The sequence below is a fragment of the Staphylococcus pasteuri genome, from assembly GCF_030547725.1.
Taxonomy (GTDB): Bacteria; Bacillota; Bacilli; order Staphylococcales; family Staphylococcaceae; genus Staphylococcus; species Staphylococcus pasteuri.
In genome coordinates this window covers 18,936-34,702 of record NZ_JAUOQO010000003.1, presented here as the reverse complement: position 1 = coordinate 34,702, position 15,767 = coordinate 18,936, and the positions used below count along the sequence as shown (strand labels likewise).

General features: G+C 31.7%; 15 protein-coding genes. 6 read left to right on the top strand and 9 right to left on the bottom strand.

Annotated elements, in window-relative coordinates; all coding sequences use genetic code 11:
- The first annotated feature begins 34 nt into the window (after window positions 1–34).
- Window positions 35–535 (top strand): universal stress protein, encoded by a 501-nt coding sequence (locus Q4528_RS03805; RefSeq protein WP_017638229.1) that lies wholly within the window; start codon window positions 35–37, stop codon window positions 533–535.
- A gap of 147 nt (window positions 536–682) precedes the next feature.
- Here Q4528_RS03805 and Q4528_RS03800 read toward each other — a convergent pair whose 3' ends face one another.
- From Q4528_RS03800 to ezrA, 7 genes are all read right to left on the bottom strand, one after another.
- Window positions 683–1,918 carry an acetate kinase gene (locus Q4528_RS03800; RefSeq protein ID WP_017638230.1) on the bottom strand — a complete coding sequence of 412 codons (1,236 nt, stop codon included), beginning with the start codon at window positions 1,916–1,918 and terminating at the stop codon, window positions 683–685.
- 87 nt (window positions 1,919–2,005) lie between these two features.
- Entirely contained in the window at window positions 2,006–2,953 is a 948-nt protein-coding gene (locus Q4528_RS03795) for a class I SAM-dependent methyltransferase (RefSeq protein ID WP_046466803.1), read from the bottom strand.
- Between the two features lie 121 nt (window positions 2,954–3,074).
- Window positions 3,075–3,569, bottom strand: a complete 495-nt coding sequence (gene tpx, locus Q4528_RS03790; protein ID WP_303520600.1) for a thiol peroxidase — start codon at window positions 3,567–3,569, stop codon at window positions 3,075–3,077.
- A 227-nt stretch (window positions 3,570–3,796) separates the two neighbouring features.
- The gene (locus Q4528_RS03785) at window positions 3,797–4,573 is read right to left on the bottom strand and encodes a TSUP family transporter (RefSeq protein ID WP_303520598.1); all 777 of its coding nucleotides are present in this window, start codon (window positions 4,571–4,573) and stop codon (window positions 3,797–3,799) included.
- A gap of 25 nt (window positions 4,574–4,598) precedes the next feature.
- Window positions 4,599–5,822, bottom strand: a complete 1,224-nt coding sequence (thiI, locus tag Q4528_RS03780) for a tRNA uracil 4-sulfurtransferase ThiI (protein ID WP_046466804.1) — start codon at window positions 5,820–5,822, stop codon at window positions 4,599–4,601.
- Complete coding sequence (locus Q4528_RS03775) at window positions 5,822–6,961, bottom strand: cysteine desulfurase family protein (protein WP_029055662.1); 1,140 nt, start codon at window positions 6,959–6,961, stop codon at window positions 5,822–5,824. Before Q4528_RS03775 ends, thiI begins: the two co-directional genes overlap by 1 nt.
- 240 nt (window positions 6,962–7,201) lie before the next feature.
- Window positions 7,202–8,896: a septation ring formation regulator EzrA gene (gene ezrA, locus Q4528_RS03770; RefSeq protein ID WP_017638236.1), complete on the bottom strand. Its 1,695-nt coding sequence runs from the start codon at window positions 8,894–8,896 to the stop codon at window positions 7,202–7,204.
- A gap of 135 nt (window positions 8,897–9,031) precedes the next feature.
- Here ezrA and msrC point away from each other — a divergent pair, with 135 nt between their 5' ends.
- Window positions 9,032–9,493, top strand: a complete 462-nt coding sequence (msrC, locus tag Q4528_RS03765) for a free L-methionine (R)-S-oxide reductase MsrC (RefSeq protein WP_029055661.1) — start codon at window positions 9,032–9,034, stop codon at window positions 9,491–9,493.
- Between the two features lie 233 nt (window positions 9,494–9,726).
- Complete coding sequence (gene rpsD, locus Q4528_RS03760) at window positions 9,727–10,329, top strand: 30S ribosomal protein S4 (protein ID WP_017638238.1); 603 nt, start codon at window positions 9,727–9,729, stop codon at window positions 10,327–10,329.
- Window positions 10,330–10,438: 109 nt separating this feature from the next.
- Here rpsD and Q4528_RS03755 read toward each other — a convergent pair whose 3' ends face one another.
- Complete coding sequence (locus tag Q4528_RS03755) at window positions 10,439–11,176, bottom strand: glycerophosphodiester phosphodiesterase (protein ID WP_046466805.1); 738 nt, start codon at window positions 11,174–11,176, stop codon at window positions 10,439–10,441.
- Between the two features lie 77 nt (window positions 11,177–11,253).
- Between Q4528_RS03755 and Q4528_RS03750 the strand changes: the two genes are divergently transcribed.
- The 3 genes from Q4528_RS03750 (at window position 11,254) to serA (ending at window position 14,563) form a co-directional block, all read left to right on the top strand.
- The gene (locus Q4528_RS03750; RefSeq protein ID WP_046466806.1) at window positions 11,254–11,694 is read left to right on the top strand and encodes an OsmC family protein; all 441 of its coding nucleotides are present in this window, start codon (window positions 11,254–11,256) and stop codon (window positions 11,692–11,694) included.
- A gap of 123 nt (window positions 11,695–11,817) precedes the next feature.
- Window positions 11,818–12,978 (top strand): pyridoxal-phosphate-dependent aminotransferase family protein, encoded by a 1,161-nt coding sequence (locus tag Q4528_RS03745; RefSeq protein WP_046466807.1) that lies wholly within the window; start codon window positions 11,818–11,820, stop codon window positions 12,976–12,978.
- Window positions 12,968–14,563, top strand: coding sequence for a phosphoglycerate dehydrogenase (gene serA, locus Q4528_RS03740; RefSeq protein WP_303520587.1), 1,596 nt, complete (start codon window positions 12,968–12,970; stop codon window positions 14,561–14,563). The genes Q4528_RS03745 and serA overlap by 11 nt, the downstream gene beginning before the upstream one ends.
- A gap of 77 nt (window positions 14,564–14,640) precedes the next feature.
- Here the strand turns inward: serA and Q4528_RS03735 are convergent, their stop codons facing one another.
- Window positions 14,641–15,765: an HAD family hydrolase gene (locus tag Q4528_RS03735; RefSeq protein WP_046466809.1), complete on the bottom strand. Its 1,125-nt coding sequence runs from the start codon at window positions 15,763–15,765 to the stop codon at window positions 14,641–14,643.
- Window positions 15,766–15,767: the final 2 nt, after the last annotated feature.

Genomic DNA, 15,767 nt, shown 5'->3' with positions numbered 1-15,767 from the left:
ATAAAATTAAGAAAAGACGAAAGGGGTACTGACTATGATTACTTACAAAAATATTTTAATCGCAGTCGACGGTTCACACGAAGCAGAATGGGCCTTTAACAAAGCAGTTGGGGTTGCTAAACGTAACGACGCAAAACTTACAATTGTTAATGTTATTGACTCTAGAACATATTCTTCTTATGAGGTATATGATGCTCAATTTACTGAAAAATCTAAACACTTCTCTGAAGAATTATTAAAAGGTTACAAAGAAGTTGCAGCAAATGCTGGTGTTACAAACGTTGAAACGCGTTTAGAATTTGGTTCACCTAAAGCGATTATCCCTAAAAAAATTGCACCAGAAGTTGGTGCTGACTTAATTATGAGTGGTACTTCAGGTCTTAATGCAGTTGAACGATTCATCGTTGGTTCTGTTTCTGAAGCTATCGTTAGACACGCACCTTGTGATGTTTTAGTTGTAAGAACAGAAGAAATTCCAAATGACTTCCAACCACAAGTTGCAACTCCACAATTACGTGAAAGATATTCTAATTAATATTAGTTTAGGTTATATAGACTCACCTTTTAATTAAGGTGAGTTTTTTATTTGTTTTATAGTTAAATACGCTGAAAAAGAACATTAGTTAGAAAAAATACCACTATCTAACTTTAGATAGTGGTATTTTTAGTTACACTTAATTTTTTATTTTGACTCAGCATTTTCTGATGATTCTTCTTCTACAGATAAGCCACCATATTTAACTACGTCTCTTGAAATCATAACTTCTTCATCTGTTGGTACAACGAGTACTTTAACAGGTGAATGTGGGTAATTGATTTCGCCTTCTTCACCATGAAGATTTTCATTTTTCTTAGGATCCCAATAAACGCCCATAAACTCTAGTCCTTCTAACACTTTACCACGAATGATATGTGAGTTTTCACCTATACCAGCAGTAAACACAATTACATCTACGCCATGCATTCTTGCTGCATAAGAACCGATATATTTATGGATTTTTGAAGCGAATAAATCTAATGCAACACGTGATCTATGACGTCCATGTTTAGCTTCTTCTGTTAAATCACGTAAGTCACTTGAAGTACCTGTTAGGCCTAATAATCCAGACTCTTTATTAAGAATATTTAACACTTCATCAGCATTTTTACCAGTTTTCTCCATAATATATGGAATTAACGCTGGGTCAAGGTTACCTGAACGTGTACCCATAGTTACTCCTGCTAATGGAGTGAATCCCATTGAAGTATCAATTGATTCTCCTCCATCTATCGCAGCAACTGATGCACCATTACCAATATGACATGAAATAATGCGTAAATCTTCAATTGGTTTACCTAAGATTTCTGCTGCACGACGTGAAACATATTTATGACTAGTACCATGGAAACCATATTTACGAATTCCGTAATCTTCATAATAACGATAAGGTAAACTATATAAATAAGCCTGTTCAGGCATAGTTTGGTGGAATGATGTATCGAAAACCGCTACATGTGGTATTTCTGGTAAAAGCTTTCTAAATGCTCTAATACCCATCAAGTTAGCTGGGTTATGCAATGGTGCTAGCTCACTCAATGCCTCAATTTGTTCTTCAACTTCGTCAGTTACTACAGCTGATGAAGGAAATGTTTCGCCACCGTGTACAACTCGATGTCCTGTTCCTTGAATTTCATAGATATCTTGAATAATATTATGTTCTTTGAATTTCGCCAACATAATATCTACCGCTTCTTCATGGTCTTTGATATCTTTGACTTCGGTTAGTTTTTCCCCTTCAACTAAGATTGTAAAAATTGAATCTTTCATACCAATTCTTTCAACAACGCCTTTGGTAACTGTTTTTTCTTCAGGCATTCTAATAAGCTGGAACTTCAAAGAAGAGCTACCAGCATTAATCGCCAAAATTAATTTTGACATAATATTTTGTCCTCCATCGTTTGTTTAATTATATTTTTCATAGTTTATTTTATCATTAACACAGTTTGAATTCTATACTGTTACAGATTATTTTTTTGTATGATTTGTGTCCATCCACTGATTTAATTCAGACATAAAACCTTGGAATTGTTGTGGATTTTTGAAATCAGGAATATTAGCTAAAAATACTTCAACTGGTTTTGTAACACCATTTTCTTTCTTTTGTAAAATCAATATAGATTTACGAGCTTTCTCATTTTTAAATAATGTTGATGGTAAATTAAGAAATGCTTGCATCTCTGTTTCTGTAGTAATGAATTTTTCTAACTGTTTCACATGTTCTCCTGAAAATAATTCACTTGGAACAACTAAAAATGCATATCCTGCCCCTTTTAATGCATTTACAGCTTGTTCAATAAGTAAATAGTGTGAGTAACTATGTCCCTCTTCGAAACCTAATTTCATTTCTTTACTACGTTCGTCAACTGGATAATACCCAATTGGTAAGTCACCAATAATGATATCTGCTTCTTCTAGTGGTAATGGCATAATAGCGTCTTGTGGGTAAACATCAAACGGGATTTCAAGATAATTTGCTAAATGCACACTAACTCTTGATAATACAGGATCCACTTCTATAAGATGATGCATAATTGTTTTATCGGTTAATACTTCTTTAACAGCCGCACTTAAATGTCCAGCACCACTAGCAATATCGACAACATGCATCTCTTCTTTATTTTGCGTAAATCGTTGTACCAAGAATCCTAAAATAAGTCCAATAGAATCTGGTGTGATTTGATGGTTCGCTTGAATATTTTCCTCTTGCATTAAACTTAAATATGCAAATTGGAAAGCTTTTCTTCGATCTTGCAATGTTGCTTGTTCCAACATTTCTCGTTGGCTTGTATAAACGTCTTCCATAGCTAAACCTAGATTTTCTATAAAACTTTGCCCATTTTCTTGATTTAAAGTTTTAGCTTTTTCATCTAAGTGCTGGAATAACTTTTCCATAATCGTATTTTCTTCAGTCATTTTAATTCCCTCTCTATAAAAAGTGCCCATCATTTCGATAGTGAAAATCAATATTTTATCATTTTATCACTTTTAAAAAGATGGGCACTTACTATTCAAATCGGTATCTAAAATTTAATTCTTATAAATTTTTATATGCTTCTAAAGCTTTATCAAAATCTGGGAAGTTTGTTCCTTCACTCACAATTTCTTTATAAACCACTTTATTATCTTGATCTAGTACGAATACAGAACGAGCTAATAATCTCATTCCTTCCATTACTACACCAAAGTTCTCACCAAATGATAAGTCTCTATGGTCGCTTAATGTAACAACATTTTCTAAACCATTAGAAGCGCACCATCTTTTTTGTGCAAATGGTAGGTCAACTGAAATTGTTAATACAACACCATCTTCTTGTGAAGCTTCTTCGTTGAATTTACGAGTTTGTTGGTCACATACACCTGTATCAATTGATGGTACAACACTAATTAATTTTTTCTTATTAGCATAGTCATCTAATGATTTTTGATTTAAATCATTATCTAATACTGTAAAATCAGGTGCAATATCTCCTACATTCACTTGTTGTCCTGATAATGTTACTGAATTGTTACTAAAAGTAATTTCAGTCATTGTTATGACCTCCTATAAATAATTTTCATACATTTATATCATACGATAACAGTAAGACTAAATTCAATTTTAAACTTTTATATTTTTAAAATTTATCCGTGTCATTACGTGTGTTAATCATGAATATCTTATCCCCACTTATTTTATTGAAAATAAAAAAGCAAATCAAAAGATATTTTAATACAATGTGCATTAATACCATCCTTGATTTGCTTTATTATAGTTATTTAATTTGTAAGCAGATGTATAATATAATCATATGCATTTTTAACAATTAAAACTGCTGTAACGATTATAAATAACACTTTTACGTAACCTACGCCTTTACTTATTGCAGATTGGGCTCCAACATATGAACCTACTATCATACTTATCGCCATAATCATTCCATAAAAATAATTTACTTGTCCTAATGACATAAATAATATAAGTGCACCTATGTTCGATGCAAAATTAAGTACTTTAGCATTACCTGCAGCACTTAAAAAATCAAAACCAAACATAAGTAATACAAATAACATAAAAGAGCCTGTGCAACCACCAATAAATCCATCATAAAAACCAATGATGAGATAAGCAATAACAAACATAGTTGCTTTTATAGGTGTAAAAGAAGTAAAGGTACGTACTGATCCCCAGTCCTTTTTAACAAGCGTATATATAAATACCAATGACAAAGCGACTATGATTAATGGTTTTAGCAATTGTGCAGGAAGCATTGTTGCTAAATATGCCCCGCCCACTGAAGCCACAAGTACAAAAGGAAATAATTTCGCAACAATCTTTAAATCTACATTGCCTGACCTAACGAATTTAATTGTACTCGTTAATGTTCCAAAAGAACTAGCTAATTTATTTGTACCTAATGCAACTGCAGGTGGCAGCCCTATTGCTAATAGTGCAGGGGTTGAAATTAAACCTCCACCGCCTACAACCGAATCAATAAATGCAGCTAAAAAGCCAAATAAAACTATGATTAATATAACGTATACATCCCATCCCATGACATGACCCCTTTACGCTAATCTATTAAAATAAATCTTCAATTAAAGCATCAGTTGTTTTATCTTTTTCAGATTTATAATTTTTATCTATAGTTATCGTTTCAATATTTTCAACTGCTTCGTCAACCATATCATCGAAATTAAATACACTTTCATATTCTACAACTTTATCAAAATCAGGTTCTGTAACAGGATTTTTAGGTGTGAAAATCGTACAACAATCTTCATATGGTTGTATAGACACCTCAAACGTACCAATGTCTTTTGCTTTTTTAACAATGTCTTCTTTATCAAGTGTTAACAATGGTCGTAACACCGGTGTTGACGTAACATGGTTTATGGCATACATACTATTTAATGTTTGACTAGCCACTTGACCTAAGTTTTCACCGTTTACAATACCCAACGCACCAATTTTATGAACTAATTGATCAGCCACTCTCATCATCAAACGTCTTGTAGATGTCATTGTATATCTTGGATGAACTGATTTATTAATTTGCTTCTGTAATTCAGTAAAAGGTACAATATGCAACTTAATTGGACCCACACGTTCTGATAAAATACGTGTTAATTCAATGACTTTTTCCTTAGCCTTTTCACTTGTGAATGGTGGACTATGGAAATGAATGGCTTCAATAGTTACGCCACGTTTCATAACTTCCATACCAGCAACAGGTGAATCTATACCTCCTGATAGCATCAATAACGTCTTACCACCAGTACCTACAGGTAAACCACCTGATCCTTGTATAACATCTACATATAAATAAATTGCATCTAATCGAACTTCTACTCGAATTTCATGTTGTGGACGTTTAACATCTACTGTCAAACCTTCAACATTTTTTAATACTTCGCCACCAATTTCACGTTGTAATTCATAAGTGTCTTTGTGGTACGATTTATCAGATCTTTTGACGTCAATTTTAAATGTAGAACCTTTTTCAAATGATTGTGCTAAACGCACAGCTACTTCAGCAATTGATTGATCATTTTTTTCTGTTTTTAATACTGGACTGATTGATTTGATACCATATACTTTTGATAAACGGTCAATGATTTCATCAATATCAGCTTCATCTGATAATTCAATATACATACGGTCTCTTTTACCTTTGATATGAAATCCTTCTAGAGGTTTTAACGCTCTAGTCACATTGGTTTTTAATTGGTTAACAAACTTTTTACGGTTAGAACCTTTAAGCGTTAACTCACCATATCTTACGATTAAATGGTCGTATTTCATTATTTCAACAACTCCTTGATTTCTTTATATATTAGTTCAAATTTTTCTTTAAATGTATCAATATCAGCTTGTGTGGTAGTTTGACCCATTGATAATCGGATACTGCCTTCGATTTGTTTTTCCGGTATTCCCATAGCTAATAATACTTCATTCAGTTTTCCTCTTTTAGAGGAACATGCACTCGTAGTAGAAACCATTATATCTTGTTTAGAAAATGCATTAACTAATACTTCGCCTTTTACACCAGGGAAACCTATATTAATGATTTGTGGCGCTGCATCTTCTGGAGAGTTTATTTTCACACCAGGATAAGTTTCAACCATTTCTCTTATTTGTTGTTGATAAGAAGATAATGTTTGGTTTAATTGTTCAGTTTGTTGAACAGCTTGATTGATTGCTTTAACCATTGATACCGCCATCGGTAAATTGACTGTGCCGCTACGAACACCAAATTCTTGTCCACCGCCATGAATAATTGGTTCGAGATTATGAGCTGTTCTAGTAATTAATAAACCTTGCCCTTTAAGTCCGTTAAATTTGTGCCCACTTAAACTTAAACTATCAATTCCGTCTATATTTAACGGGATTTTTCCTAGTGCTTGTACGGCATCAACGTGAAAATGAGCTTTCGGATATTCTTTTAATATGTTTACAATTTGTTTAATAGGTTGAATTTGTCCCATAATATTATTCACATACATACATGTTACAAGCCCTACACGATCATTCATCAATGCTTTGAAATGTTCAATATCTATTTGTCCATTAGGTTTAACATTGACATATTTTAATATGAATCCTTCTTTTTCAGCTAAATATCTTACAACTTCTAATACAGAAGGATGCTCTAATACTGACGTGATAATTTCATTAGCAGTATCTTTTTTACGATAAGCTATACCTTTCAAAGCCATATTGTTCGATTCAGTTGCACCACTTGTGAAAATAATATCATATAAATGATTTAATTTAAGTGCTTGATTGATTTGCTCTTTTGCTTGTTGTAATAGTTTTTCAGCTTGAAGACCTGCTTGATGAGGACTATTGGGATTGAAATAAAGTGATTCATTAACTTTCACAAAAGAATTCATTACACTTGAATCAACTTTTGTAGTAGCTGCATTATCTAAATAAATCATTGATAACACTTCTCTTTCTTGAAAATTTTTAAGTTTAATCTAAACATTTAGGATAATCATTTCTATATTTTATAGCGTTTTATCTCGTTTATTTATATTAATAATTATTATGTATTATTGAGGTATTTTACCATTTAATATTCTAAATAAGCATACTCAAGCATTATACTATTTTTTTATAAAAATAAAAGACATGACTTCCAATTATATGGAAATCATGTCTCTATTAATTAATATCAATTATTCTTTAATTACTTGTTCTTCAATATGCTTAGTAATTCCTGGTTCTACACTTTCAAGTGCTTGTTCTGAAATTTCGATTGAACGTTTGTAACGGTTGTTTTTAAATAAACGTTCCGCTTCGTTTAAGCTTTTATCAATGCTTTGGTAATCTTTACGATATCTATTACCGTATTGGATTAGTTTTTCAGCGTAAACTGCATTAACTAATACATCATTAGCTTCATCTTCAAATGTGTTCATCTGAATAACAATTTTAGCAACTTTGTCTTTTAATTGTTTTACATGTATTGGTCTATCACTAAATTGTTCATCTACTTCACGAACTTCATAATCTATTTCATTTTTCATAATAATGAATCTTTCCGGAACACTTGGCAAGTTAGAAGCAAGTAATCGGCGATAAACTTCTTCTTTTTTAGATTGTACGCGAATTAAATTATCTTCAGCTTCTGCTTCATCTTCACGTAATTGAATTAAATGATTTTGTAGTTTATCTTGTTTTTCATTAATAACGCTCACGTGATCTTCTAGATATTGTAAATTATCTTGTACTTCACTATAGCGAACTGCAGATTTAGACATTTCTTTAAGAATTTCATCATATACAGAGATAAGATTTTGAATTTCATTTTCAAATTGTCTTACGCTTTGAACATCTGATTCATTAATATAATAATTTTCACGAACATATTCAATTTCTGTTTTCAATGTATAATTCATGTCTTTGGCTTTAAATAAATCATCAGTGATAACATCTTTAGTTTCTTCTACTTCATTTTTAGCCTTAACTTCATGTTCAATTAAATCATACATTTCATCTAATTTATCATTGATATATTCAAGTTTATCATTTGCTTCGTTTAATTCTAATCTACTAATCATAGGTTCAACAAAACTTAATTCTGTTTTCAAGCTTTGAACTGTTCCATCAACTTTGACATGGTCTAAATCGTATCCTTCTACTTTTAGATCTCTGCAACCATATTTCAAGTCTTGGAATTGACCAGGTAATTCTTTTTGTGCTTCACGGATTAATTCTGGAATTTCTTCCATATATTCTTTTAAACTTTGCATCTCTTCATGTAATGCTGAAATATGATTGTGTGCTTGCACATAATTGCCATCAGCTTTTAATACTTCATATTGAGATAATTTAGGTTCAAAATTTTCAATTTCTGTTTCCAATGGATTTGCAGCTTCACCATATTGATGACGATTAGCTAAAATATCCCTTTTCATTTCACGATGATCAACTTTGCACTTTTCATATAACGATTCATTATCTTTATGTAGTGCTAAAATCTCATCTACTTGTGAAACTTGGTTATTATAACTAGCTTCATATTGATCCATTAATTCGTGAGCATCATCGATTTCAGCTTGAGCACCTGAAAAATTAAACTTATCTAATAACTCCTCAGCATTGTGAATTTTTTCCTCAACAGGAGCTAAGTAATTATTAGTATTTTCTAAGTTGTCTTTTTTCATTGCGTCGTATTTAGTTTTAGTTTCACCTTTCAAGTTTAAGCTTGATAATTTTTTAATGTTTTGGTCAAAAGGTAGAGTTTCAATTTCAACTTTACGTTCTTCAGCCTTTTCAATGAGCTGTCGTTTGTTCGAGCGCAAATAAAACATTATACCTACAGCAATCAGTATAATAACAATTATTGCTAAAATGATATATAACACCATATGTACTTCTCCTCCTATGTTATCATTCATTATTATAACGTAATTTATCGTTTCATTAAATCAGAAAATGTATTTATTGATAGAATATTTTAAACACCTTATACTATTGTAAAATATTATTTAAGGGGACAGGTTATGATAGACATTAAAAATACAAATTATGACTTATTACAAAAACAGCTCTCTAGTCTAATAGAAGATGAAACTAATTTAATTGCTATATTAAGTAATGCCTCTGCGCTTATTAATGACAATATGGATAAAATTAATTGGGTCGGCTTCTATTTAATAGAGGAAAACGAACTTATCTTAGGTCCTTTTCAAGGTCATCCTGCTTGTGTCCACATTCAAATCGGAAAAGGTGTATGCGGAACTGCAGTCTCTACTAATGAAACACAAGTTGTGAAAGATGTCCATCAATTTCCAGGTCACATTGCTTGTGATGCAAATAGTAATTCAGAAATTGTTGTACCAATTCATAAGGATGGCAAAATTATAGGCGTTTTAGATATTGATGCGCCAATAAAAAATAGATTTAATGATCAAGATAGAATAGGATTGGAAAAAATCGTTTCGATTATAGAAAATCAAATATAACTAATTTAGTATAAAAGTATTGACTCTTTTATATAAACTGGTACAATGAAATTTGTGTGAATTAACGAAAATAGCAGTTGTATATTATTGAGCGCTATGTTGTTCCCAATGTGGACGTGTCGTGTAACTGTCGCTATAAGGTGAAGACACATAAAACAACATATCTTAATAAGCATATAACACTCTTTTTTGTTTATTCATAACAACAAAAAAGAAAAAGGAGGAGTCTTATTATGGCTCGATTCAGAGGTTCAAACTGGAAAAAATCTCGTCGCTTAGGTATTTCATTAAGCGGTACAGGTAAAGAATTAGAAAAACGTCCTTACGCACCAGGACAACATGGTCCAAACCAACGTAAAAAATTATCAGAATATGGTTTACAATTACGTGAAAAACAAAAATTACGTTATTTATATGGAATGACAGAACGTCAATTCCGTAACACTTTTGACATCGCTGCTAAACAATACGGTGTACACGGTGAAAACTTCATGATTTTACTTGCAAGTCGTTTAGACGCAGTAGTTTATTCATTAGGTTTAGCACGTACTCGTCGTCAAGCACGTCAATTAGTTAACCATGGTCACATTGAAGTTGATGGCCGTCGCGTAGACATCCCATCATATTCATTAAAACCTGGTCAAGAAATCAGCGTTCGTGAAAAATCACAAAAATTAGATATCATTACTGAGTCTGTTGAAATCAACAACTTCGTACCTGAATATTTAAACTTTGATGCTGACAACTTAAAAGGAACTTTCGTTCGTTTCCCTGAACGTAGCGAGTTACCAGCTGAAATCAATGAACAATTAATCGTTGAGTACTACTCAAGATAATTGGTTTATATTTTCCACCCGATTTCCTTTTGGAGATTGGGTGTTTTTTTATATCTTTTAATCTTTAAAAAGGGAGAAACTAACGTTATGTTTGTTTCCCCTCTTCTATTTATAATTTATCTGGTATATCTGTTATAATGCCATCCACTTTTAAGTTGATAAGATGATTTGCATCTTTCGTCTCATTAACTGTATAAGGCATCACCTTTAAATATTCGCTATGTGCTTTGTCCATAAAATGTTTATTTATGAGACTAAAGTTAGGATTTACATAATTGGCTACTTGAGCGATTTCTTTAAAATTAGGTAACTTGTACCAATATTTTTTCTTACTAATTAATACTCCTAATTCATATTCTATTTTCATATCTGAAAGTTTTTTTACACTATTAAAATCAAATGATTGTAAAATCACTTTTTTAGTTGGAACTTTATATTCTTTAAGTTTGTCTACAATCATTGTTTCAATACCTGGGTATTGACTTGGCTTTTTAATTTCAATAAGTAATGTTTTAGAACTATTTGAATGTAATTGTAACACTTCATCAAATGTGGGAATGGGTATATGATTCGGTTGACCATAATGATTTGATCCGAAATCAAATTGTCTTAACTCATCTAGTGTATAATCTTTTACTTTTCCCTTTCCATTAGAAGTACGATCAATTGTATCATCATGAATTACAACTAGTTTGTTATCTTTAGTATAATGCAAATCAATTTCTAACATATCAATCGGTAAATCTAACGCATGTTGATACCCAATCAATGTATTTTCTGGATAATCTTTAGGTAATCCTCTATGCGCGATTAACTTGAATGATTGGTTTGGTCGTTCAATTGTCATGAAAGTCACCTTTCTTTTAATTTGTTTAGATATATTCTAAACTTAAATTACCATAATGACACAGGAGGTCAATTTAAATGGTTCAACATGATTTTAAAGTTCAAACAAAATGGCATGGTGGTAGAAATGAAGTTGGCAACGTTACAGGTGATATTATTAATGAACAAATATCTATACCTAGTACGCTTGGCGGTAATGGGGTCGGTACGAACCCAGACGAATTATTAGTTAGTGCTGCCTCGTCATGTTACATTATTTCATTAGCAGCTACACTTGAAAGAGCAGGTTACGAAGATATTTCTATAACACAATCATCTATAGGCACTGCTATATTTGAAAATGGTAAATTTAGAATGGATTCCATTACGCATTATCCTGAAATCGAAGTTGCACCACATAACAAAGAAAGTCTTGAAAATCGATTACCTAAACTGTTAAAAATTGCTGACAATAACTGTATGATCTCTAACTCAATTAGAAATAACGTTGCTGTACATATTAAACCAACAATTAAATAATACATTCTAGCTATCAGTTCTTTTGTGATTAATAGTAATCAGACTGGTAGCTTTTAATTTTATCTTTTAAATTTTCAGAATATTTGTTAAAATAATTAAATCTTACAGTTGGAGGAATATTCTATGCATTATTATCAACCCCTTTTACTTACACCTGGACCAACCCCTGTACCTGATGAAATTATGGCTCAAATTCAATTACCTATGGTAGGTCATCGATCTCCCGATTTTGAGACGATTGCTGAAGAAGCATTTAGTGGCTTAAAACCAATATTCGGTGCTCAAAATGATATTTTAATATTAACTTCAAGTGGTACTAGCGTACTTGAAGCAAGTATGTTAAATATCGCTAACCCTGACGATCATATTGTCATTATAGTTTCAGGTGCATTTGGTAATCGATTCAAACAAATAGCTGAAACGTATTATAGCAATGTGCACGTCTTTGAGGTTACTTGGGGAAAAGCAGTTAATGTTGCCCAGTTTATAGACTATATCAAATCACTAAATGTAAAAATAACAGCTGTGTTCTCTCAATTTTGTGAAACATCAACTGGCGTTTTACACCCTATCCATAAACTAGGAAAATCACTTAAAACATATGATAAAGATATTTTTTTTGTAGTGGACGGCGTTAGCTGTATTGGAGCTGTTGAAGTAGATTTAGTCAAAGACAATATAGATGTCTTAGTTTCAGGTAGTCAGAAAGCTATTATGCTACCTCCTGGATTAGCATTTGTAGCTTATAATGATAGAGCAAAGCAAAGATTTAACGAAGTAACTACACCAAGATTCTATCTTGATTTAAATAAATATATTGATTCAGCAAATAATCACTCAACGCCTTTTACACCTAATGTTGCGCTATTTAGAGGCGTTAATGCATATGTTGATTTGGTTAAACATGAGGGCTTCAACCATGTTATTGAAAGACACTATCTTATAAGAGATGCTCTCCGTGCTGCTTTAACAGCCTTAAACCTTAAATTATTAGTTGATGATGATGTAGCTTCCCCTACTGTCACAGCTTTCATTCCTAATACAAAAGATGAACTATCATTAATTAAAAACCAACTTAAATCCCGATTTAATATTACAATTGCCGGAGGACAAGGACATTTAAAAGGGAAAATCCTAAGAATAGGACATATGGGTAAGATTTCTCCATTTGATATATTATCCGTCGTATCAGCTTTAGAACTAATCCTTACTGAAGCAAGAAAAACTAATTATATCGGAACAGGTATATCTAAATTCATGGAGGTGATTCATCATGAGTCATAAAATTTTAGTGTCCGACCCTATTTCAAATGAGGGTATAAAGAGTTTATTGGAAGATGAACAATTTGAAGTTGATATAAAAACCGATTTATCAGAAGATGACTTAATCAATATTATTCCCGAATATGAAGGATTAATTGTACGCAGTCAAACACAAGTTACGAATAAAATCATTCTAGCCGCTTCAAACTTAAAAGTAATTGCAAGAGCTGGCGTGGGCGTAGATAATATCGACATCGACTCAGCTACTTTAAAAGGGATTTTAGTAATCAATGCACCAGACGGTAATACAATATCTGCAACCGAACATTCAATCGCAATGATTTTAGCTATGGCTCGAAATATTCCTCAAGCGCATCAATCTTTAAAATCAGGTGAATGGAACCGTAAAGCTTTTCGTGGTACTGAATTATATAACAAAACATTAGGTGTTATTGGTGCAGGTCGTATTGGTTTAGGTGTAGCCAAACGTGCGCAAAGTTTTGGTATGAATATCTTAGCTTTTGACCCTTATTTAACCGAAGATAAAGCAAAAACATTAGACATTAAATTAGCAACAGTTGACGAAATTGCTGAAAATGCCGACTTTGTCACAGTCCATACGCCACTTACACCTAAAACGAAAGGTATTGTAGGTGAGGCATTTTTCAAAAAAGCTAAGCCAAACTTACAAATTATAAATGTTGCAAGAGGCGGTATTATTAATGAACAAGCACTTGTAAATGCATTAGATCAGTCACTTATTTCTAGGGCAGCAATTGATGTTTTTGAACATGAACCGCCTACAGATTCACCACTAATTGAACACGATAAGATTATAGTGACACCTCATTTAGGAACTTCAACGGTAGAAGCTCAAGAAAAAGTAGCTATATCAGTTTCTAATGAAATGAAAGATATTCTTACAAATGGTACTGTCAAAAATGCCGTTAATGCACCTAAGATGGATATGAATAACGTAGATCAAAACGTTAAAGATTATTTATCTTTAGCTACAACACTTGGAGAATTTGGAATACAATTATTAAGTGGTGCACCAAGTAAAATTACAATGACGTATGACGGTGATGTTGCCAAAGCAGATACAAGTCTAATTACAAGAACTATAGTTACTCATATATTAAAAGAAGATTTTGCAGATGAAGTTAATATTATAAATGCACTTGCTTTATTAAATAAACAAGATGTATCTTACAATATTGAAAAGAATAAAAATGATTCTGGTTTCAGTAATTATATAGAATTATCATTATCTAATGATAAAGATTCAATTAAAATCGGTGGTACAGTATTAGCCGGATTCGGTCCTAGAATTGTTAGAATTAATAACTTCTCTTTAGATTTTAAGCCTAATCAATATCAAATTGTTACATGTCATAATGACCAACCTGGCATTGTAGGTAAAACTGGAAACTTATTAGGTTCTAAAGGTATAAATATTGCGTCAATGACTTTAGGAAGAACTGATGAAGGTGGACAGGCATTAATGATTCTCTCTATTGATCAACAAGCACCTCAACAAATTATTGAAGAGTTAAATCAAGTCGTACCATTTAATAAAATTATAAGTACCAAGCTAACGATTTAAACCTTAAAGTAATTAAAGCTACAGAAATATATGAATGTTGTATCCAGTACATTACTCATATATTCTGTAGCTTATTTTTATAATAAAATCTGTCTTAATTCACCAACATGATTAATAATATAATCCGCTTCATATGACTCTAATTCTGATTTAGCTTGCTTACCTTTTAGTCCTGTTAATGTTCCTATAAAAGTAGCACCAATTTTCTTAGCACTTAATAAATCTGCTAAAGAATCCCCTACTATAAAAACATCTTCTTTATTTACAATATCATTTTGTACCGAAGCATATTTATAATATTCTTCTTCTTTATTACCATTTAATGTAGCAATATAACTAAAAGGATTAGGTTTACCTAATGGCTTATAATTAGGATATAAATTCTCTGCCTTCATCACTTCACTTGCTGTCACAATGTGATTATTGTCGAAGTATGGTAATAATTCTAATGATTCAAAAGGCACAAGCGTTTCAGTTCTAGGTCGACCTGTTGCTATTGCAATACGGTAGCCTGCATTTTTCAAATCATTAAACAAACTTTGCAATTCTTCAACTGGACGAATGACAATTTCTTGATGTATAAAGCCAGTTTTATCACTATTATATGCTGGTTGACCTTCAACAGTCTCGAATAGGGTTGATCCTAAATACCATTCTTGATATATAGATTGCGATAAATACCACAATGAACTTTTAAATTCAAATAGTGATACATTACTCACACTAAGCTCACTTTTAGCAAATTTCTGTAAAGCTGCAAAAATATTCTCTTTCCCACTATCAACCGAATTTAAAAAAGTAAGTGGTAAATTATAATCAATTTGATAATCTTTGGTTATAGACTGACCTATTAATTGTAATTGCGATGGTTTTATAGACTTTGTTTGTAATACATTTTCGATCTTGTCTAATGGCAGTAGCTTTAATATTTTAATAAAATGTAGACAAAATACAATATAGAGCATATCCCAATTAGAATTAAGGCCTAATGATTTTAATTGATGCAATACCTTATCATTCACAAAGATGTTAGACCTTACATTTGAAATTATGTCATCATCAAGATGGTTTAAATTATTGTTATTATCCAAACCTAAGTAATTATTATCCATTAGCAATTCATATACTGTTAATGCTGAAACATCAAAGCATCTTTCTTCACTTAAAATTACACCATCAACATCAAATAAAACTGACTTCATCT